20 protein-coding genes and 1 tRNA gene are annotated in these 19677 nt (G+C 59.9%); 9 read left to right on the forward strand and 12 right to left on the reverse strand.

All coding sequences use genetic code 11. The features are described from left to right. Nucleotides 1–62: 62 nt before the first annotated feature. The 3 genes from rplS (at nt 63) to C5L12_RS23475 (ending at nt 2580) form a co-directional block, all read left to right on the forward strand. Nucleotides 63–608, forward strand: coding sequence for a 50S ribosomal protein L19 (rplS, locus tag C5L12_RS23465; protein ID WP_105374467.1), 546 nt, complete (start codon nt 63–65; stop codon nt 606–608). 354 nt (nt 609–962) lie between these two features. Then, nucleotides 963–1757 carry a transporter substrate-binding domain-containing protein gene (locus C5L12_RS23470; protein ID WP_105374468.1) on the forward strand — a complete coding sequence of 265 codons (795 nt, stop codon included), beginning with the start codon at nt 963–965 and terminating at the stop codon, nt 1755–1757. Nucleotides 1758–1761: 4 nt separating this feature from the next. Further along, nucleotides 1762–2580 carry an amino acid ABC transporter permease gene (locus tag C5L12_RS23475; RefSeq protein ID WP_105374469.1) on the forward strand — a complete coding sequence of 273 codons (819 nt, stop codon included), beginning with the start codon at nt 1762–1764 and terminating at the stop codon, nt 2578–2580. Nucleotides 2581–2609: 29 nt separating this feature from the next. Here the strand turns inward: C5L12_RS23475 and ppk2 are convergent, their stop codons facing one another. Next, nucleotides 2610–3524 carry a polyphosphate kinase 2 gene (gene ppk2, locus C5L12_RS23480; protein ID WP_105374470.1) on the reverse strand — a complete coding sequence of 305 codons (915 nt, stop codon included), beginning with the start codon at nt 3522–3524 and terminating at the stop codon, nt 2610–2612. A 318-nt stretch (nt 3525–3842) separates the two neighbouring features. Between ppk2 and leuC the strand changes: the two genes are divergently transcribed. Together leuC and C5L12_RS23495 are read left to right on the forward strand one after the other, a co-directional pair. Next, a complete protein-coding gene (leuC, locus tag C5L12_RS23490; protein WP_105374497.1) occupies nt 3843–5252 on the forward strand; it encodes a 3-isopropylmalate dehydratase large subunit in 1410 nt (469 codons plus the stop codon). 119 nt (nt 5253–5371) lie between these two features. Further along, complete coding sequence (locus C5L12_RS23495; RefSeq protein WP_105374498.1) at nt 5372–5923, forward strand: SixA phosphatase family protein; 552 nt, start codon at nt 5372–5374, stop codon at nt 5921–5923. Nucleotides 5924–5974: 51 nt separating this feature from the next. Here C5L12_RS23495 and C5L12_RS23500 read toward each other — a convergent pair whose 3' ends face one another. Next, nucleotides 5975–6523, reverse strand: coding sequence for a L,D-transpeptidase family protein (locus tag C5L12_RS23500; RefSeq protein ID WP_105374471.1), 549 nt, complete (start codon nt 6521–6523; stop codon nt 5975–5977). 236 nt (nt 6524–6759) lie between these two features. Between C5L12_RS23500 and C5L12_RS23505 the strand changes: the two genes are divergently transcribed. Both C5L12_RS23505 and C5L12_RS23510 read left to right on the forward strand, forming a co-directional pair. Further along, a complete protein-coding gene (locus C5L12_RS23505; RefSeq protein WP_105374472.1) occupies nt 6760–7443 on the forward strand; it encodes a response regulator transcription factor in 684 nt (227 codons plus the stop codon). A gap of 8 nt (nt 7444–7451) precedes the next feature. Further along, on the forward strand, nt 7452–7907 hold the full coding sequence (locus C5L12_RS23510) for a cyclic nucleotide-binding domain-containing protein (protein WP_105374473.1): 456 nt from the start codon (nt 7452–7454) through the stop codon (nt 7905–7907). Nucleotides 7908–7918: 11 nt separating this feature from the next. Here C5L12_RS23510 and C5L12_RS23515 read toward each other — a convergent pair whose 3' ends face one another. The 6 genes from C5L12_RS23515 to tesB form a co-directional block, all read right to left on the reverse strand. Next, nucleotides 7919–8722, reverse strand: coding sequence for an exodeoxyribonuclease III (locus C5L12_RS23515; RefSeq protein ID WP_105374474.1), 804 nt, complete (start codon nt 8720–8722; stop codon nt 7919–7921). A 108-nt stretch (nt 8723–8830) separates the two neighbouring features. Continuing rightward, on the reverse strand, nt 8831–9481 hold the full coding sequence (locus C5L12_RS23520; RefSeq protein WP_105374475.1) for an outer membrane lipoprotein carrier protein LolA: 651 nt from the start codon (nt 9479–9481) through the stop codon (nt 8831–8833). Between the two features lie 73 nt (nt 9482–9554). Continuing rightward, a complete protein-coding gene (locus C5L12_RS23525; protein ID WP_105374476.1) occupies nt 9555–12242 on the reverse strand; it encodes an FtsK/SpoIIIE family DNA translocase in 2688 nt (895 codons plus the stop codon). Between the two features lie 240 nt (nt 12243–12482). Then, nucleotides 12483–13904 carry an ammonium transporter gene (locus C5L12_RS23530; RefSeq protein WP_105374477.1) on the reverse strand — a complete coding sequence of 474 codons (1422 nt, stop codon included), beginning with the start codon at nt 13902–13904 and terminating at the stop codon, nt 12483–12485. A 29-nt stretch (nt 13905–13933) separates the two neighbouring features. Then, nucleotides 13934–14284 (reverse strand): P-II family nitrogen regulator, encoded by a 351-nt coding sequence (locus tag C5L12_RS23535; protein WP_105374478.1) that lies wholly within the window; start codon nt 14282–14284, stop codon nt 13934–13936. A gap of 208 nt (nt 14285–14492) precedes the next feature. After that, entirely contained in the window at nt 14493–15380 is an 888-nt protein-coding gene (gene tesB, locus C5L12_RS23540) for an acyl-CoA thioesterase II (RefSeq protein ID WP_105374479.1), read from the reverse strand. Nucleotides 15381–15467: 87 nt separating this feature from the next. Between tesB and C5L12_RS23545 the strand changes: the two genes are divergently transcribed. Beyond that, nucleotides 15468–16682, forward strand: coding sequence for a ubiquinone biosynthesis hydroxylase (locus C5L12_RS23545; protein ID WP_105374480.1), 1215 nt, complete (start codon nt 15468–15470; stop codon nt 16680–16682). A 23-nt stretch (nt 16683–16705) separates the two neighbouring features. Here the strand turns inward: C5L12_RS23545 and C5L12_RS23550 are convergent, their stop codons facing one another. From C5L12_RS23550 to C5L12_RS23565, 4 genes are all read right to left on the reverse strand, one after another. Continuing rightward, nucleotides 16706–16894 (reverse strand): Trm112 family protein, encoded by a 189-nt coding sequence (locus C5L12_RS23550; RefSeq protein ID WP_105374481.1) that lies wholly within the window; start codon nt 16892–16894, stop codon nt 16706–16708. Between the two features lie 8 nt (nt 16895–16902). Then, the gene (locus C5L12_RS23555) at nt 16903–17580 is read right to left on the reverse strand and encodes an LON peptidase substrate-binding domain-containing protein (protein ID WP_105374482.1); all 678 of its coding nucleotides are present in this window, start codon (nt 17578–17580) and stop codon (nt 16903–16905) included. Nucleotides 17581–17689: 109 nt separating this feature from the next. Beyond that, complete coding sequence (trxA, locus tag C5L12_RS23560; RefSeq protein WP_105374483.1) at nt 17690–18667, reverse strand: thioredoxin; 978 nt, start codon at nt 18665–18667, stop codon at nt 17690–17692. Between the two features lie 56 nt (nt 18668–18723). After that, the gene (locus C5L12_RS23565) at nt 18724–19233 is read right to left on the reverse strand and encodes a prolyl-tRNA synthetase associated domain-containing protein (protein ID WP_105374484.1); all 510 of its coding nucleotides are present in this window, start codon (nt 19231–19233) and stop codon (nt 18724–18726) included. A 234-nt stretch (nt 19234–19467) separates the two neighbouring features. On the opposite strand from C5L12_RS23565, the gene C5L12_RS23570 reads away from it, so the two are divergent. Then, nucleotides 19468–19542: transfer RNA gene (locus tag C5L12_RS23570), tRNA-Gly, on the forward strand. The last annotated feature ends 135 nt before the right edge of the window (nt 19543–19677 follow it).

The following is a 19677-nucleotide window of genomic DNA, read 5'->3' on the forward strand; positions in this document are numbered from 1 at the left end:
CGTGACCAAGGAATATTTATCGAGCGCTCTGGCTGTTTCAGAAGAACCAAAGGTTTGAGACGATGAACATCATTCAGCAGCTCGAGGCCGAACAGGCCGCCAAGATTGCAGCCAAGCGTACGCTTCCGGAATTTTCTCCGGGCGACACGGTCCGCGTCAACGTTCGCGTGACGGAAGGCAACCGTACCCGCGTACAGGCCTATGAAGGCGTTTGCATCGCCCGTTCCGGTGGCGGTCTGAACGAAAGCTTCACGGTCCGCAAGATCTCCTACGGCGAAGGCGTCGAGCGTGTGTTCCCGGTTTACTCCCCGATGGTCGAGAGCGTCGAAGTCGTTCGTCGCGGTAAGGTCCGTCGTGCGAAGCTCTACTACCTCCGCGACCGCCGCGGCAAGTCGGCTCGTATCGTCGAGAACACCGGCACCCGCGCCCGCAAGCTGAACGAAGCCGAGCGTCAGGCAGTCGCCGACGAGAAGGCACGTATCGAAGCCGAAAAGGTTGCAGCAGCCCAGGCTCTTGCCGCCGAAAAGGCGGCAGCGGATGCCGCCGAAGCAAAGGCAGCTGCAGAAGCCGCCGAAGCCGCAAAGGCTGCCGAAGCTTCGGCAGAATAAGCTTTCTGCTCGTTGATTTCGAAAAGGCGGCCTCCGGGCCGCCTTTCTTGTTGCTCGGTCGGCCTGTCAGGCGGTCGCCGCCTGTCTGGCCGCCATCATCCGCCCTACGATGATGACGAATACGCCGTCCATGGCCCACCAGACGGTCGGGGAACATCACGCGGTATGTCACGGCCGGTTCAATCCTTGATCCACGGCACGAAATCAGCTCTTTCCTGAACCAGCAGACCTTCTCTAAAATATCGTTGCATTGGAGCGACATACGGGTCAGGGAGGATGTGACCGCTCCAGCCGCTTGCTAACGGCGGCCTTTTTATGAGAGGGAATCAGAGCCACACAATCAGGAGTGCCACGATGCTCTTACGCCGTACGCTTATTGCCGGTCTTGCCGTCCTCAGCCTCGCACCCGCAGCGGTTTCAGCCGGCCTGCCGGACCTCAAGGGACGCAAGGTGGTCGTGGTGACGGAAAATGCCTATCCGCCCCTGCAATTCGTGGATCCGAAGAGCGGCCAGGCGATCGGCTGGGAATATGATGCGATGAACGAGATCGCAACGCGCCTGAACTTCAAGATCGAGTACCAGAACACGAGCTGGGACGCGATGATCCAAGCCGTATACGACGGGCAATACGACATCGGCATGACCGGCATCACCATCAAGGATGACCGCAAGGAGAAAGTCGACTTTTCCGATCCCTACATGCGCTCGCAGCAACTCATGCTGGTGCGCGGCGACGAAGCGCGTTTTACCGATGCCAAGAGCTTTGCCGCTCTGGAAAAGGGGCTGATCGGCGCGCAACCGGGAACGAGCCCCTTCTACACAGCGGTGTATGAGATACTCGACGGCAACGAGCAAAACCCGCGGATCAAGCTTATGGAGACCTTCGGAGCGACGGTGCAGGCGCTGAAGACGGGCGACGTCGACCTGGTGCTGACGGACAGCACCGCCGGCGAAGGTTATGTGAAAGCTTCCGGCGGGACGCTGAAGATCATCGGCGAGCCGCTTGGCACCGAGGATTTCGGGTTCATCTTCAGGAAGGGATCCGACCTTGTCGCGCCAGTCAATGCGGCCATCGCAGCGCTCAAGGCCGACGGCACGCTCGACGCGCTGAACAAGAAATGGTTCCTCGACTATAAGATGGGCGAGTAACGGCATGGCGCCACCGCGCCGGAAAACTGCCGCACCTGAGGATTTTCCCTGGTGGTTTGTTGTCTTCGGGGCCCTCTGCGTCGCGCTTGCGGTCGTGATCGCCGTCAATGACCTATACACTCAGGTATTCGGTATCGTCATCAAGGGCATTGGCATCACGGTCGGCGTGACGCTCTGTGCCTTTGCGCTGGCAACGATGCTCGGTCTGGCGATCGCCCTCGCGGGGCTTTCGAACAGCGTTATCCTGCGGCAGGCAGCCCGCTTCTATGTGGAGCTGATCCGCGGCATCCCCATCCTCGTCCTGTTGTTCTATATCGCGTTTGTCGGCGCGCCTGCCTTCGTAGCACTCTACAATTGGCTGCTGACGCCGCTCATCGCGCGAGGCTTTGCCGAAGAACTGCTCGTGCGCGATGTCTCGCTGCTCTGGCGGGCGGTGATAGCGCTGATGATCGGCTATGCGGCCTTCATCGCAGAAATCTTTCGCGCCGGCTTCCAGTCGGTTAACGAAGGACAGATCGAGGCGGCAAAAACGCTCGGCTTCACCCGCTTCCAACGCTTCCGGCTGATCGTCTTTCCGCAGGCGATGCGGGTGATCTTTCCGCCGCTTTCCAACGATTTCGTCTCGATGGTGAAGGACTCCTCGCTCGTCTCGGTGCTGGGTGTCGCCGATATCACCCAGATGGCGAAGATCTATGCCGCGGGCTCCTTCCGCTTCTTCGAGACCTATTCGATCGTCACCTATATCTACCTGCTGCTGACGATTGGCCTATCGCTGACGCTGCGAGGCATCGAAAGCCGGCTGCGCAAGCGCACGGAGCGGTGAAGGAAGCCATCCCCGCCCGTCGGCATGGATCAGTAGACCTCCGGTACATACATTTCCGGCGGCACCGGATGGCGGATGTAATCCGCGTTGCGGATGCGGCCGGGAAGCTCGATCGACTCCTTCGGAACCGTGTCGTAGGGAACCTGCGAAAGAAGATGCGCGATCATGTTGAGCCGCGCTCTTTTCTTGTCGACCGCCTGCACCACCCACCACGGCGCCTCCGCGATGTGAGTGCGGTCTAGCATTTCCTCCTTGGCCTTGGTGTATTCCTCCCAGTGAACCCGGCTTTCGAGATCCATTGGCGAGAGCTTCCATTGTTTCAGTGGATCGTGGATACGCATCTTGAAGCGGAATTCCTGCTCCTCGTCGGTGATCGAGAACCAGTATTTGACGAGGATGATGCCGGAGCGAACGAGCATCCGCTCGAATTCCGGCACCGAGCGGAAAAATTCCTCCAGTTCGTCAGGCGTGCAGAATCCCATGACGCGCTCGACGCCGGCGCGGTTGTACCAGGAGCGGTCGAACAGTACCATTTCGCCGGCTGTCGGCAGATGGGGCACATAGCGCTGGAAATACCACTGATGCCGTTCACGCTCTGTGGGTGCCGGAAGCGCCACGACGCGGCAGACACGCGGATTGAGGCGCTGGGTGACGCGCTTGATCGCGCCCCCCTTGCCGGCCGAATCGCGGCCCTCGAACAGCACCACCATCTTCAGCTTCTTGTACTGCACCCAGTCCTGCAGCCGGACGAGTTCATGTTGCAGCCGAAAGAGTTCGCGGAAATAGCTCCTCCGGTCGATCGTCGGCTCCGGAGGCTCCGACATGCCCTCGGCGATCAGGTCGTCCAGCCGGTCCTCTTCCATCTGCATTTCCAGCTCTTCGTCGAAGCTGTCGGCAATCTCGTCCTTGATGCGGCTGAGCTGGTCTTCCATGGGTTCGGACATTTGAGATCTCTCCGTTTCTGGCCTCAGATCAACCACGTTTCCGCGAAGACTTTATGACAGTGATGCGACAGGTTTCCGACGATGCAATTCCGTTGCCGATTTCATCGAAAACTGGTATTGCAGCAGCCATGGGATCGAAATTCGGATGCCTCGCGAACCAGTTTATCGTGCTGCAGGACCACAAGCGTCTGCCGGCACGGTTCTTCGCACGCGTATCCGGCGCTCTGAACAGCCGACTTAGCTGACCGATCCATCGCACCGGCAGCGACAAAGCCGTACTATATCTCCCTGTTTCAAAATACCCGATGGATGGCAGCCATGAGCGCACCCCGTACCCTTTATGACAAGATCTGGGACGACCACGTCGTTTCGCAGGACGAGAATGGCACCTGTCTTCTCTATATCGACCGTCACCTCGTACACGAAGTGACGAGCCCGCAGGCCTTCGAAGGCCTGAGGATCGCCGGCCGCAAGGTTCGCGCCCCGGAAAAGACGCTCGCTGTTGTCGACCACAACGTGCCGACTACCGCCGACCGCCACGAAGGCATCAAGAACGAAGAAAGCCGCATTCAAGTTGAAGCGCTTGCACAGAATGCCAAGGATTTCGGCGTCGAATATTATTCCGAGAAGGACGTCCGCCAGGGCATCGTTCACATCGTCGGGCCTGAACAGGGCTTCACCCTTCCCGGCATGACGATCGTTTGCGGCGACAGCCACACGTCGACGCACGGCGCTTTCGGTGCGCTGGCGCATGGCATCGGCACGTCCGAAGTCGAGCACGTGCTGGCCACTCAGACGCTGGTGCAGAAGAAGGCGAAGAACATGCTGGTACGGGTCGACGGCCAGCTGCCTCCGGGCGTCACCGCCAAGGATATCATCCTCGCCATCATCGGCGAGATCGGCACCGCCGGCGGCACCGGCCACGTCATCGAATTTGCCGGCGAAGCCATCCGCTCGCTCTCCATGGAAGGCCGCATGACCGTCTGCAACATGACGATCGAAGGCGGCGCTCGTGCCGGCCTGATCGCGCCGGATGAAAAGACCTTCGAGTATATCAAGAACAAGCCGCGCGCCCCGAAGGGCAAGGCCTGGGACATGGCGCTCGATTACTGGAAGACGCTGCAGACCGACGAAGGCGCGCATTTCGACAAGGTGGTCGTGCTCGACGCCGCCAACCTGCCGCCGATCGTCTCCTGGGGCTCGTCGCCGGAAGACGTGATCTCGGTTGAGGGTTCCGTTCCGAACCCGGACGATATCCAGGATGAAACCAAGCGCACTTCCAAATGGCGCGCTCTGGACTATATGGGTCTGAAGCCGGGCACCAAGATCACTGACATCGCCGTCGATCGCGTCTTCATCGGCTCCTGCACCAACGGCCGCATCGAAGACCTGCGCGCCGCCGCCAAGGTTGTCGAAGGCCGCCAAGTCGCTCCCACCGTATCGGCGATGGTCGTTCCGGGCTCCGGAATCGTCAAGGAACAGGCGGAAGCCGAAGGCCTCGACAAGATCTTCAAGGATGCCGGTTTCGAATGGCGCGAACCGGGCTGCTCGATGTGCCTTGCAATGAACGACGACCGCCTGAAGCCGGGCGAGCGTTGCGCCTCCACCTCGAACCGCAATTTCGAGGGTCGCCAGGGCTACAAGGGTCGGACCCACCTCGTCTCGCCTGCCATGGCCGCCGCAGCGGCGATCGCCGGCCACTTCGTCGACATCCGCGAGTGGAAGTAGTCCGTCCATCCGACGTCAACAGGATCAATGCCGCCCTGCCCAGGGCGGCATTTTCTTTTATGGCCGGCGAAGAAACACCGATATGATCCTTGGCGGAACGACAATATCCGGAGCCCGAGGTGGAATCTGCCCCATCAGAAAGCGAACTTGGCAGGGATGCGCGCAGACTGCTTTTGCTGCGGCATGCCAAATCCGCCTGGCCGGACGAGGTCGCGGATCACGAAAGACCGCTGGCCAAGAGAGGTCGGAAAGCTGCTCCGCTCATCGGCCGGTTCATGGTACAGGAGGGGCTCATTCCCGGTCTAGCGCTGGTCTCCGATGCGCAGCGGACACGGGAAACTTGGGCTTTGGTCAGAAACGAAATCCTCCGCCCGCTGATCTGTCACGATTGTCCCGCAATTTATGAGGCCTCGGCGGCTGCAATTCTTGCGGAAGTGAGACGGATCGAGCCCGAGTTTCGCACCGTGCTGATCGTGGGACACAATCCGGGACTGCAGGATCTCGCGCTGATGCTGGCGGGCAGCGGCCGGCCAGAGGCTATGAAGGCAATCGCCGATAGATATCCAACCGGTGCTCTCGCCGTCCTCGATTTCGCTCTACCGACCTGGCAAAGTATTTCGCCCGGATCCGGCACCCTGAAGCGGTTCGTTAAGCCACGCTCACTCAAATAAGTCGTCAAGCACCACCGCAATGATGACCTCCGGCCATTGCCAGCAGGAGGTTCAGAGAACTCGCACGACCGTGCCCTTTCTCATAAAGCGGATAAGGCGCTTCATATCGGCAAGGCCCACGGCGATGCAGCCGGCAGTCGGCTGGTAGCCGGGCTTGATCAAATGAAAGAAGATCGCAGAACCGCGATAGCGGCGCCTCGACGTTATGTTCCAGTCGAGCACCAGACAGATGTCGTACAGCCCGTCCGCGCGCATCATCTCCTCATGGCTGGGGCGGAAGGGCGCTTTAACGAGGCTGTTATAGGCCGGATGGTCCGGCTGATCGCACCACAGCATGTCGCTGCGGATATGCCGCATGGGCAGGGCGGTCGGCGGCAGGCGCACCCTCTCGCCACGCGCGAACCCATAAAGGACGCGCATCGACGTGATCGGCGTTGCGCCGTCACCTTCCCGCTTGAATGCCGTCGTGCCGGAGCGCCCGATTGCGGCCTGAACGGTGACGCCTCCCATGGAAACGATGGCGCGCCTTCGATCCCGCGGCGCGGTTCTGACGGTGATATTGTTCGGGTTCAAGCACGCTCTTTCGCGAAAACGGTGCATTTCTCTCACAAGGTTTTGCTTTGAATATGATTTCGTTTGAATTCATAGCACCTTGGAGCACCACGCGTCGCTATGGACGCGCAAGGGAGGCTCTTACATATTGGACCTGAGCATCATACTTGCCGAAAATCGATTTCGATTTTGGGGTCGATGCTGTAGGGATTAGATCGAAGATCCCGATCGCCTGCCGCTGCCGGAAAGCAGGACGGGCGAGCGGAGAGATGAAAGGCTTGAGAATGGCAGCGCGTACCATACTCCTGGTGGATGACGACGACGATCTGCGCGAGACCCTGGTCGAGCAATTGTCGTTCTACGACGAGTTCTCGATTCTCCAGGAAGCCAACGCCGCCAAGGCGCTGCAGACGGCCAAGACCGCCCAGATCGACCTCCTGATCATGGATGTCGGCCTGCCGGACATGGACGGCCGTGAGGCGGTAAAGCTTCTGCGCAAAAACGGGTTCAAGGCGCCGATCATCATGCTGACCGGGCATGATACGGATTCGGATACGATCCTGGGGCTCGAGGCGGGGGCAAACGACTACGTCACCAAGCCCTTCCGCTTCGCAGTGCTGCTTGCCCGTATCCGCGCGCAGCTGCGTCAGTACGAGCAGAGCGAGGACGCAACCTTCACGGTCGGCCCCTACATCTTCAAGCCGAGCCAGAAGCTGCTCACCACCGACGACGGCAAGAAGATCAGGCTCACGGAAAAGGAAGCGGCCATCATCCGCTATCTCTACCGCGCCGGCCAGAAGGTGGTGACGCGCGACGTGCTCTTGGAAGAAGTCTGGGGCTACAATTCCGGCGTCACGACCCACACGCTGGAAACCCATGTCTATCGTCTGCGGCAGAAGATCGAGCGCGACCCCTCCAGCGCTGAAATCCTGGTCACCGAAAACGGTGGCTACAAAATCGTACCGTGATTTGAACAATGTCCCTGACCGAAGATATCCGCCTGCTCTCACAGGTCCCGCTCTTCAAGGATATGAATGACGACCAGCTTCGCCTCGTGGCCTTTGGGGCTGAGCGGCGGCAGGTGGCGGTCGGTCAGGAGCTGTTTCGGGAAAGATCGCCGGCGGAATCGGCTTTTATCATCGCCCGTGGCCGCTTCGAATTGCTGATGACGGACCGTAACGGCGAACCAAAGGTGGAGGCGACGGTCGGCCCCGGCACGCTGTTGTCGGAACTGGCGCTGATCACCATGGTGGAGCGGAAATTCACCGCCGTGGCAGTCGAGGACGCCGAGGCGATGAAAATCAGCCGTTCGCTGTTTCATCGCCTGCTTGAGGAATATCCCGAGGTCGGCCGGGTGATCGAAAGACGCATCCGGGACAATATTGCGAGCCTCGCCAAGGCGGCGGCGGCGATGAGCCACAGGTTTGTCTGAATCGACAGGATTCAGAACTTGAAGGTCGCCGTCACCGGAACGTGGTCGGACGGCTGGTTCCAGCCGCGCGCTTCCTTCAGCACCTCGATGTGATCGAGGAACGGCCCGAGATCCGGAGACGACCATATGTGATCCAGCCGACGCCCCTTGTCCGCGACTCGCCAATCCTTGGAACGATAGCTCCACCACGTATAGAGCTTTTCGCTCTCGGGCACGTGCTGGCGCATCAGGTCCAGCCAGCCTCCGCGCGCCATGACCTCCTTCAACCCCTGTGTTTCGATCGGTGTATGGCTGACGATCCTTAGCATCTGCCTGTGCGACCAGACATCGTGCTCAAGCGGCGCTATGTTGAGATCGCCGACGAGGACGGAGGATATGCCGGGCATTGGATCAGCCTTAAGAGCCTTCATCTCCTCGACGAAATCGAGCTTGTGGCCGAACTTCGGGTTCACCGTACGATCGGGCTCGTCGCCACCCGCCGGCACGTAGAAATTATGCAGGCGGACGCGGCGCGAACCGCGCTCGAAGATGGCGGAGATGTGCCTGGCATCACCCACCCCGCAATAGTTCTGCCGATGATCTTCCAGAAGCGGGATCTTCGACACGATTGCGACGCCGTGATAGCCCTTCTGGCCGTGAATGATGACGTGCTGGTAGCCTAAGTCCTTGAAGGGCTGCAGCGGAAATTCCGACTCCTGGCACTTGATTTCCTGCAGGCAGAGGATATCCGGCTTGTGGCGGACGAGGAACTGCTCAACGATCGGCATGCGCAGCCGTACGGAGTTGATATTCCAGGTACTGATGGAAAAAGTCATGGCCAAACCTCGTATGTTGCGGCGAGGTTTAGGAAATTTTTCTTGCGTTGAGAAGCAAAAAGGCCGTGCGCAGGCCCGGCCCTTCAGACTTTTCAAACTCCGGCGCGATCAGCCCTTGCGGACTTCGTCATAGGGGATGGTGAAGACCTTTTCGTCGAGGCTCACCCCGTTCTTGACGTTGTAGATCATCACCGACGTGTCCTTGTTCTGGGCATCGGTAATGGTCCACTGCCTGAGATCATAGGTCTTGGAATCAAACATCATTGTGATGGTCGAATCGCCGAAGACGGTCTTGTTGCCAAGCACGATGGTGGTCAGGTCGGACTCCTGCTTGACGTCACGGACCATCTGGTTGCCGAGATCGATGCGGTCGGACAGCAGCAGGCTGAGCGGCGTCTTGGACAGAGGATAGACGTCCCAGGTCTTGAGCTTCATGTTGCCAACCACGACGTTTTTGCCGTCGGCAATCACGCGGATCGGCGATGGATCCTCGAAATTGAACCGCAGCTTACCGGGCCGTTCGATAAAGAACTTGCCGCCGGTCTGCTCCCCGCGCGGACCGAACTGCACGAATTCGCCCATCATGGTTTTGACCGAGGAAAAGTGATCGGCGATCTTCTGAGCCGCAGCCGAGCTCTGCGCGAAGCTCATGTTCGGCAAGGACATCGCAGCCGCCAGGCTCGCCAGCCCGAGCGAAAATTGCCTGCGGCCAATCGAATCGGGACGGACGTGTGAAAGGATGGATTTATCGTTCTTCATTCTGATCTCCTTCCCCTGGTTCTCGGTTTAAAACGCGGCGTCTTGATGGCAGTTGCAAGCGATCACAAAAGCCTTACCGTTCGAGGATATCGCCCTCGGTCGGCACCAGGATCTCGCGCTTGCCGGCATGATTGGCCGGTCCGATCAGCCCCTCCTGCTCCATTCGCTCGATGAGCGATGCCGCACGGTTATAGCCAATGCCGAGACGCCGCTGGATATAGGATGTGGACGCCTTGCCGTCACGCAAGACGATCGCCACTGCCTGATCGTATGGATCGTCGGAATCGCTTAGGTTGCCGGCGCCTGCCGGACCACCACCTGCGCCGGCGTCATCTTCGTCGTCATCAGCCGTAATCGCATCGAGATATTGGGGCGCCCCTTGCGTTTTCAGGTAGGCGACGATGTCTTCGACTTCCGTGTCCGACACGAAGGGACCATGGACACGCTGAATGCGCCCGCCACCCGCCATGTAGAGCATATCGCCCATGCCGAGCAGTTGTTCGGCGCCCTGCTCGCCCAGGATCGTGCGGCTGTCGATCTTCGATGTGACCTGGAATGAGATACGGGTGGGGAAGTTCGCCTTGATCGTGCCGGTAATAACGTCCACGGAGGGGCGCTGTGTAGCCATGATAACATGGATGCCAGCCGCACGCGCCATCTGCGCCAGGCGCTGGACCGCGCCTTCGATATCCTTGCCGGCAACCATCATCAGGTCGGCCATTTCGTCGATGATGACGACGATATAAGGCATCGGTTGAAGGTCGAATTCTTCGGTCTCATAGACGGCCTCGCCCGTCTGGCGGTCGAAGCCAGTCTGCACGGTACGGGTAAGCACCTCGCCCTTTTCGATCGCCTGCTCGACGCGGCTGTTGAAGCCGTCGATATTGCGCACGCCGATCTTCGACATCTTCTTGTAGCGCTCTTCCATCTCGCGGACGGTCCACTTGAGCGCTACGACCGCCTTCTTCGGATCGGTCACGACCGGCGAGAGGAGATGCGGAATTCCATCATAGACCGACAGTTCGAGCATCTTCGGGTCAATCATGATCAGGCGGCATTTCTCCGGCGTATAGCGATAGAGAAGCGACAGGATCATGGTATTGATTGCGACCGATTTACCGGAACCGGTAGTACCGGCGACGAGCAGATGCGGCATCTTGGCAAGGTCGGCGACGACCGGCTCGCCGCCGATGGTCTTGCCGAGAGCCATGGCGAGTTTAGCCTTGCTTCCTTCGAAATCCTTGCTGCCGATCATTTCGCGCAGATACACCGTTTCGCGAGTCCGGTTCGGCAACTCGATACCGATCGCGTTGCGGCCGGGCACCACGGCAACACGCGCGGCAATCGCGCTCATCGAACGGGCGATGTCGTCGGCCAGGCCGATGACGCGGGACGACTTGATGCCCGGTGCCGGCTCAAGTTCGTAAAGCGTCACGACCGGCCCCGGCCGGACATGGATGATCTCGCCCTTAACGCCGAAATCTTCCAACACGCCTTCGAGCAGCCGGGCGTTCTGCTCCAGCGCGTCGGCAGAAAGCGATGCATCGCGCGCGATCGCCTTCGGCTCGTTCAGAAGATGCACGGAGGGAAGCTGGAAACCATCAGGTGAAATGAACGACGCCTGGGCTTCGCGGGCGACGCGGGGGCTTGGCTTCGGCGGAGCGGCGGCAGGGACGACGCGAGGTTGGCTACGGCTGGCCTGCGACGCACGGGAGGAGACAAACGGTGCATCATCGTCGGCCAGAATGCCGGCCGGGCGCGGCGGCATGTCATCCATGTCGAACGGCGGGTCGTCGTCGTAATCATCGTCTTCATGGGCCGAGATCGGCGGAGCCGTGACCACACGGCGCGGCGGCACAGCCCGCTCCGCCGGATCATCGAGCGACGGCTCCATGCGACGGCCGGCCGCGGAAGGAGCAGCCTTGGCACGGACCGGCTCGTTCAACATGCCGAACTCGTCCTCGTTGAAATCATAGGGCTGATCGAAGCCGACACGAACCGGAGGCTTGATCCCCGCAAGTCGGCGCAGCCGGGCTTGGGCAATATACCAGTAGTGGGCAATCGCGCCGAAGGCCAAAAAGCCGGCAAAAGCGCCCTCCTCGTCGTCATCGTCGAATTCCTCACGCTTCGGAGGTGCCTTCGTCGCCGCAACGGGCTTGTCGTCGTCTTCCGCATCCTCCTCGAAAGCCTCGCCGACGAGACCGGAAGCAAAGAGCATGAGCCAGATACAGGGAAGCGTGAAGATGCAGCCGAGCACGATCGCCACCATGCCCGTCGGATAGGCTCCCACGAAAAGCGCGGGAAAGCGGAGGATCATGTCTCCGATCACGCCGCCGATGCCGTTCGGGATCGGCCAGGTGGGCGGTGCGGGAAAGCAGCCGAGCGTGGCGGAGGCAAGCAAAGCGCCGCCGCCCCAAGCAGCCAGCCTCGCCGGGACGCGGTCATATTTACGGCCGGAAATGAGCGCCAATGCGAGGGCGAGCACAGGCAGCAACGCAACGATGCTTGCCAGGCCCAGGAACTGCATCATCAGATCGGCAAAGGCAGCGCCCGCAAAGCCCAGGATATTGGTGGGCGCGTTGTCGGTGGCGTAGGAGAAGCTGGGGTCTGCGACATTCCAAGTGGCAAGCGCCGCAACGGCAAGCGCCAAGGCGAGGAAAATGCCGAAGCCGACGAGCGCGAGCGCCTGCCTCCACACGAAGGCGGTGAAGGCCAGGCGGGGAGACCGGTTTGCCATAGCCGCTGAACTGCTTCTGCCCATCCTGTCTGTCCGCCGCCTTCTGAACGCAACTCTTCGCGAGTCGGCATGCTGCCGGCCGATTCGCACAATTCCAGTGCAGAGTAGCCTGACGATAGTTAATGCGCCTTTAACCACGATCTAGAGCGCGGGCGCTGAAAACACGAATAAAAAAGCCCGGACCGAAGTCCGGGCGAAGTGCAGCTTCCGAACGGCCGCTGCGACGGGATCGGAGCGGCGGCTGTTGCCGCCGCCAAATACATATCAGGAGTGATAGGCGGCTTCGCCGTGGGTCGAGAGATCGAGGCCTTCGCGTTCGGCTTCGACGCTGACCCGCAGACCGACGACAAGATCGACGATCTTGTAGAGGATCGCCGAACCGATGCCCGACCACAGCAGCGTCACGATGACACCCTTGAGCTGGGCCCAGACCTGGGTCGCCGTGCCTGCATAACCGGCTGCGAAGTCTGCCGTCGAATAATCGACAATGCCTGCGCCACCCAGAGCGGGATTGACGAACACACCCGTCAGGATTGCACCAATGATGCCGCCGATGCCGTGCACGCCGAATACGTCTGCCGTGTCGTCATAACCGAACTTGTTCTTCACGGTCGATACGAAGAAGTAGCAGATCGGCGAAACGACGAGACCCATGATGACGGCGCCCATCGGGCCGACGAAGCCGGCAGCCGGAGTGATGACGACGAGACCGGCAACCGCACCCGATGCGGCACCCAGCATGGATGCCTTCCCGCGAGCGAAGGTTTCGACAATCGCCCAGGAAACGATGGCGGCTGCCGTTGCAACGAAGGTGTTGATCATTGCAAGAGCGGCGTAGGCGTTTGCTTCGAGGTTCGAACCGGCGTTGAAGCCGAACCAGCCGACCCACAGAAGCGAGGCGCCGACCATGGTCAATGTCATAGAGTGGGGAGCCATCATGTCCTTGCCGAAGCCGGTCCGCTTGCCGACCATGATCGCACCGACGAGGCCGGCGATACCGGCATTGATGTGAACCACCGTACCGCCAGCGAAGTCTATTGCGCCGAAGCCGAAGATGAGGCCGGTCGGGCCGTCATAGGCGCTCGGGCCGCCCCAGAACCAAACCATGTGGGCCATCGGGAAGTAAACGAAGGTGAGCCACAGGATCGTAAAGAGGATGACGGCCGAAAACTTGATGCGCTCGGCGAAGGCGCCGACGATCAGGGCCGGCGTGATTGCCGCGAACGTCATCTGGAAGCAGACGAAGACCAGTTCCGGGATGGCCGCACCCTTGGTAAAGCTTTCCGAAAGGGTCGTGGTATCGACACCAGCGAGGAACATCTTCGAGAAGCCGCCGACGAAGCTGTTCAGCGAACCGCCATCGGTGAAGGCCAGGGAATATCCGTAGGTAACCCAGATGACGATTGCAACCGCGGCAATCATCATGACCTGCATCAGCACCGACAGCATGTTCTTGGTGCGCACGAGACCGCCGTAGAACAGCGCAAGGCCCGGCACGATCATCAGCAGCACGAGAATGGAAGAGATCAGCATCCAGGTCGTGTCGCCCTTGTCGACCGTCATGGCCGGAGCGGCAGCCGCTGCGGCGGGTGCGGCAGTATCCTGCGCGAAGGCAATGGCGGGCGCAAAGGACGCCGCGGCGGCGGCACCCAAACGTCCGAAAATAGAAACCTTGTTGAATTGCATAGCTTAAAAACTCCCCTGTCAGCCCGTGCTTAAAGCGCTTCTGTGTTGGTTTCGCCGGTACGGATGCGCACGGCCTGCTCGATCGAATAGACGAAGATCTTGCCATCGCCGATCTGGCCGGTCTTTGCAGCCGATGCGATCGCATCCACGGCCTTTTCGACGAGGTCTGAGGGGACGGCGATTTCAATCTTCAATTTCGGCAGAAAACTTACTGCGTATTCGGTACCGCGATAGATCTCGGTATGTCCCTTCTGACGTCCGTAACCTTTGACTTCGGTGACGGTCAGGCCCTGGATACCGACAGCCGTGAGGGCTTCGCGCACCTCATCCAGCTTGAACGGCTTGATAATGGCCATCACGATTTTCATCTGGCTTCCCATCCTTTGTTTGCATTCGGCATACGGCCGACTCTCCTCATCGCCGGCAGATCCCGACAGCGACTGGTGGGTTACATTCAAGGGCCGTGCCAGATTCAAATCGAAGCGTAAGACATTGAAATATAAAGGCTCTGGGAAGAATATCTAAGAAACGTGCATTTGGGCCGCGCAGAGGCGCCCAAATAATGTGCATTTTTGAAAAATTGCACAGCTATTGTTCATTTGCCTTTTTCCGAATCAATCCTTCCTGGGCCACGGACGCAATCAGAACCCCGGCACGCGTATAGATGCTGCCGCGAGTCATCCCTCGGGCACCGGAAGCACTTGGACTGTCCTGCGTATAGAGTAGCCAGTCATCGAAGGTCGCCGGCCTGTGAAACCACATGGCGTGATCGAGGCTGGCTGCCTGTAGGGACGGATCGAAAATCGAGATGCCGTGCGGATAAAGCGAGGCATCAAGCAGGGTCATGTCGGAGAGATAGGCAAGCACCGCGGCCTGATAATGGCGATCCGCCGGGACGCTGCCGAGAGTGCGCACCCAGATATCCTGGCGGGGATCGAGCTTGTCCCTGGTCAGATAGTGAACGAGGGAAGTGGGGCGTATTTCGATCGGTCGTTCCCGGGTCCAGTAACGCCGGACCGATTCGGGCGCATGATCGAGGAAGAGCGCCTTGAACTCCTTCTCTCCCATCAGGTCTTCCGGTTGGGTGACCGAAGGCATGTCGATCTGATGCTCGTAGCCGCCCTCCTCGATCTGGAAGGATGCCGACATGGAAAAGATAGCCTTGCCGTGCTGCACGGCCACCACGCGGCGCGTGGTGAAGCTTGACCCGTCGCGAATGCGCTCCACCTGATAAAGGATTGGCACGGAAGGATCGCCTGGACGCATGAAATAGGCGTGGAGGGAATGCACAAACCGGTCCAGATCGACGGTCCGCTGCGCCGCCATCAGGGCCTGTGCAATCACCTGACCGCCAAATACCCGCTGCCAGCCGGCGTCCGGGCTGACGCCGCGATAGAGGTTTTCCTCCAGCTTTTCGATGTCGAGTGTCTCGATCAGCTGCTCCATAGCGGACGGTGGCTCGATCTGGGGCGACATTATGACGGTCTCCGGCAATAGGAAGCTGCTGCCGGATGGTCTATATGCAGGTCGTGATATTCTCAAGTCTCACAGGAGTTTAGGTAGATGCTGGACATGCTGGTTGTTGGAGGCGGTTATGTGGGTCTCGCCGCCGCGGTCGCCGTCAAACAGGCGGCGCCGCATCTCAATGTCGAAGTGATCGAGGCCGCGCCAGCCGGTGTTTGGGAAAAGGACGAGCGGGCATCCGCCATTATAGCGGCCGCGACCCGCATGCTCGAAGTCTTTGGCCTTTGGAACGAGATCGCGCCGGACGCCCAGCCGATCAACCGAATGATCGTCACCGATAGCCGTACCTCCGATCCGGTGCGGCCTGTTTTCCTGACCTTCGACGGCGAAGTGGAGGAAGGCCGCCCCTTCGCTCATATGGTGCCGAATGTCGCCATGGTCCGCGCGCTGCGAGGAGCCTCAGAGCGCCTCGGCATCGTGATTCGCCATGGACTATCCGCCGCCGGTTTCAAGACCGAAAGCACGCGTTGCACGGTTTCTCTGTCCGATGGGTCCACAATCGAAACAAAACTGCTTGTCGCATGCGACGGCGTTCGTTCGAAGCTGCGCGACATGGCCGGCATTAGAACCGTCACCTGGGACTACAGCCAATCCGGCATCGTCACCACCGTGGCCCATGAGCGGCCGCATGAAGGCGTAGCGGAAGAGCATTTCCTTCCCTCCGGCCCCTTCGCGATCCTGCCTTTGACCAACAACCGATCTTCGCTCGTCTGGACGGAAAGATCGGCGGAAGCCGAGCGCCTAGTCGCTTCAGACGATCTTGTCTTCGAGGAAGAGCTGCAGCGGCGCTTCGGCCACAAGCTTGGCGAATTGCGGGTCGTCGGCGGTCGGCGTGCCTTCCCGCTCGGCCTGACGCTTGCGCGCGCATTCGTGGCGCCGCGCCTTGCCCTTGCGGGCGACGCCGCGCACGGCATTCATCCGATTTCCGGTCAGGGGCTCAACCTGGGTTTCAAGGACGTCGCAGCCTTGGCGGAAACAGTGGTGGAGGCAGATCGCCTTGGCCTCGATATCGGCGCGTTGAACGTACTGGAGCGTTACCAGTCCTGGCGGCGGTTCGATACGTTCCGCATGGGCGTGACCACCGATGTCCTGAACCGGCTGTTTTCGAACGACATCACTCCCATCCGCATCGCTCGCGACTTCGGGCTGGGAATCGTCGACCGGATGCCGCAGCTGAAGAACTTTTTCATTGACCAGGCTGCGGGGAAGACAGGCGAGGGCGGACCGAGACTGCTTGCCGGCGAAGCAATCTGACTTTCCGCCTCGAGAAAGAAGTATCAGTCCTCGATCTTGCGAGCCTCGGAAACCAGCATAATGGGGATGCCGTCGCGGATCGGATAGGCTAGCCGCGCCCGTTCGGAGATCAACTCGTTGGTCTCCCGGTTGAACGAGAGGCGGCCCTTGCTCAGCGGGCATACGAGCAGGTCGAGGAGTTTGGGATCCACCTTGCTGAGCTTCTCGTCCATGATTTTCCCTACTGCAGAATGGTATCTGAATCGCTGGAGCCTCGCGCCAGGAAGATTTCCGTAATCGCGATCAGCGTTTCCGCCCGGGTCTTCAGATCGGGCGCTTCAAGCAAAGCCTGCTTTTCGGCTGGACCGAAGGGCGACATCATCGAGAGCGAATTGACGAGGGTGCGATTGCCGGCGCGTTCGATGCTTTCCCAGTCCGCTTCCAGCTTGTTGGCGTCGAGATAGGCGCGAAAGACCCGCAGGAGCTCAGTTCGGTTGACCGAACCCTCATCGTCCTCCACCGACAGGTCGGTCATGAAGGGCGCAATCCTGAAGGTACGATAAGGATGGCCCTGCCCCATCTCCTCCAGCAACCGGAAGCGGCAAGCGCCGCTGATGGAGGCGATGTAGCGGCCATCGCCAGTTTCCGCGAAAGAGGTGATGCGACCGATGCAGCCGACATTCGACAGCGCGGGCCGTGGGCCTTCCACCGGTTCGCCGCTCTCCATCAGCGAAGGCTGGACAATGCCTATCAGCCGGTGCGAGGCGAGCGCCGCATCGAACATGGCAAGATAACGCGGTTCGAAAATGTTGAGCGGCAGTTGACCACCCGGCAGAAGCAGCGCACCTGTCAGCGGAAAGACGGGAACTGCTTCCGGCAAATCCTCCCGCTTCAGATATCTTGCATTTCCCACATGCATGGGTCCGACACCTCCCAGACCACTCTCGCAGTCGCCATCATCTGCTTTCGCAAGTTATGTGGGGCGGTTGCCTTGGAACGCAAGACCAAACAGGCCGGCGCGGCGGCGGTTATGAAAATAGAATCGAAGAAAGCTTTCGGCGGGCAGCAATGGTGGCCGGATCCTTCGGACCCCAGACGTCAAAGAACTGCAGAAGCTGGCGGCGGGCTCCGTCGTCGTCAAAGCTGCGGTCCTTGCGCATGATCATCAATAGATGCTCGGCTGCTTCCTCACGCTGCCCCTGTACATTCAGAATCTTGGCGAGCTTCATGCGCGCCTCGTGATTGTCCGGATGCAGCGCCAGATCGTGTTCGAGAGCAAGGGGATCTCCGAGCTTTCGGGCCTCCTCGATCTGCTCGAGCTTCTTGGCAACAGCCTGAATGGCCGCATCCTTTGCAAGATCTTCCGGAATGGAGGCGAGCATCTGGCTGGCGCGCGCCGTCTCGCCCATGGCGATCAGGCATAGCATCATTCCGCCGGCGGCTTTCGCATTTTCCGGATCGGCCTGGAGGACCGCGCCGTACAGCTGCGCGGCATCCTGGATATTTCCTTCGGCAAGCAGTGTTTCAGCTTCGCCAAGCACGGATTCGACTTCCGCCGCCTGATCCGCGCCGGCAGGTCCGGCAATGCGATCGATGAACTGGCGCACCTGACTTTCCGGCACCGCCCCCATAAAACCGTCTACCGGACGACCGTCGACGAAGGCGATGACGGCGGGAATCGACTGAATGCCGAGCTGGCCCGGGATCGACGGATGGTCGTCGATGTTCATCTTGACGAGCTTGACCCGGCCCTGGGCTTCATTGACAACTTTCTCGATTACCGGAGTGAGCTGCTTGCAGGGGCCGCACCAAGGCGCCCAGAAGTCCACGAGAACCGGCTGACGCCGCGATTCTTCGATGACATCCTTGCTAAAGCCGGCGGTGGTGGTGTCCTTGATGGCAGAATCTGCTGCCGGTTGAACGGCAGGCGCCGCACCATAATTCGCCGAAGCAGTCATCTGGCCGCCATAGGCGCCGGCACCATAGGGATTGTCTCTGCCGCTCATGAATGCTCTCCCGGAAAACTTTGTCTATTGGGCTCGTCGCTCGCAAAGATCGTATGTCAGTCCGTCACTTTCAAGACAAGCGGCGTGTGGCCGGTCGCCTCGAGAAAACGGATAAGGTCGTCGCGGTCAATCGACGTCGTGGCGTCATTGGATAGCGGATGACCATTGATGACGTCGTGCTTCATCAAGTCTTCATCAAGCACGAAGGTAACATTTCGACCCGCATCGTTGAAGGCGCCGAATACGGTGACTGCTCCGGGAACGACGCCGAGATATTCCATCAGCTTTTCGGGCCTGCCAAAGGAGACCCGGCCCGAAGCGCCGATGACCTTGTGAACCGTCTTCAGATCGACCGTCGCACGCTCCTCAACGGTCAGAACAAAATACCGATCCTTCTTGTCCTTGACGAAGAGGTTCTTCGTGTGGCCGCCCGGGATTGCGTCTCGCAGGCTCTCGGATTCGGCAACGGTAAAGACCGGCGGGTGGCTTTTGGTCGAATGGGGGATGTTTAGGCTATCAAGAAAACGGAAGAATTCCGCGGCGGTCTTCGGCGCTGTTTCAGTCATTTTGTCGAGAACTGGCTTTGTTGGTGTGCGGCAAATTATAACCTTAATGTCCGGCCCCGCCAAGCCGAGGCAATGGGCCGGGCAGCGGCGGTTCGGCGCATCCGAAATATTTCTTCACCCCAACCGTCATTTCCCTGTTGCATTTGAAAAAAGTCTAGGCCATATAGCGCCCGTCGCCGGCAACGAGCCGCGACCCACGGTCCAGCGAACTACCCCGGACCGGCGGATTGATGAGCGGGTGTAGCTCAGGGGTAGAGCACAACCTTGCCAAGGTTGGGGTCGAGGGTTCGAATCCCTTCGCCCGCTCCAGTTCTTTCTGTCCATACCGGAGATGGGGTATTCGGCTTTCGCCTCATCTTCCACGGTGATGCAGGAGGTGCTGCGCTTCGAGCTGATGATAAAACGTGGTCTGTCCAAACAGCCACAAGCATCAGGAAAGGAAGC

Source organism: Neorhizobium huautlense (assembly GCF_002968575.1).
GTDB lineage: Bacteria > Pseudomonadota > Alphaproteobacteria > Rhizobiales > Rhizobiaceae > Neorhizobium > Neorhizobium huautlense.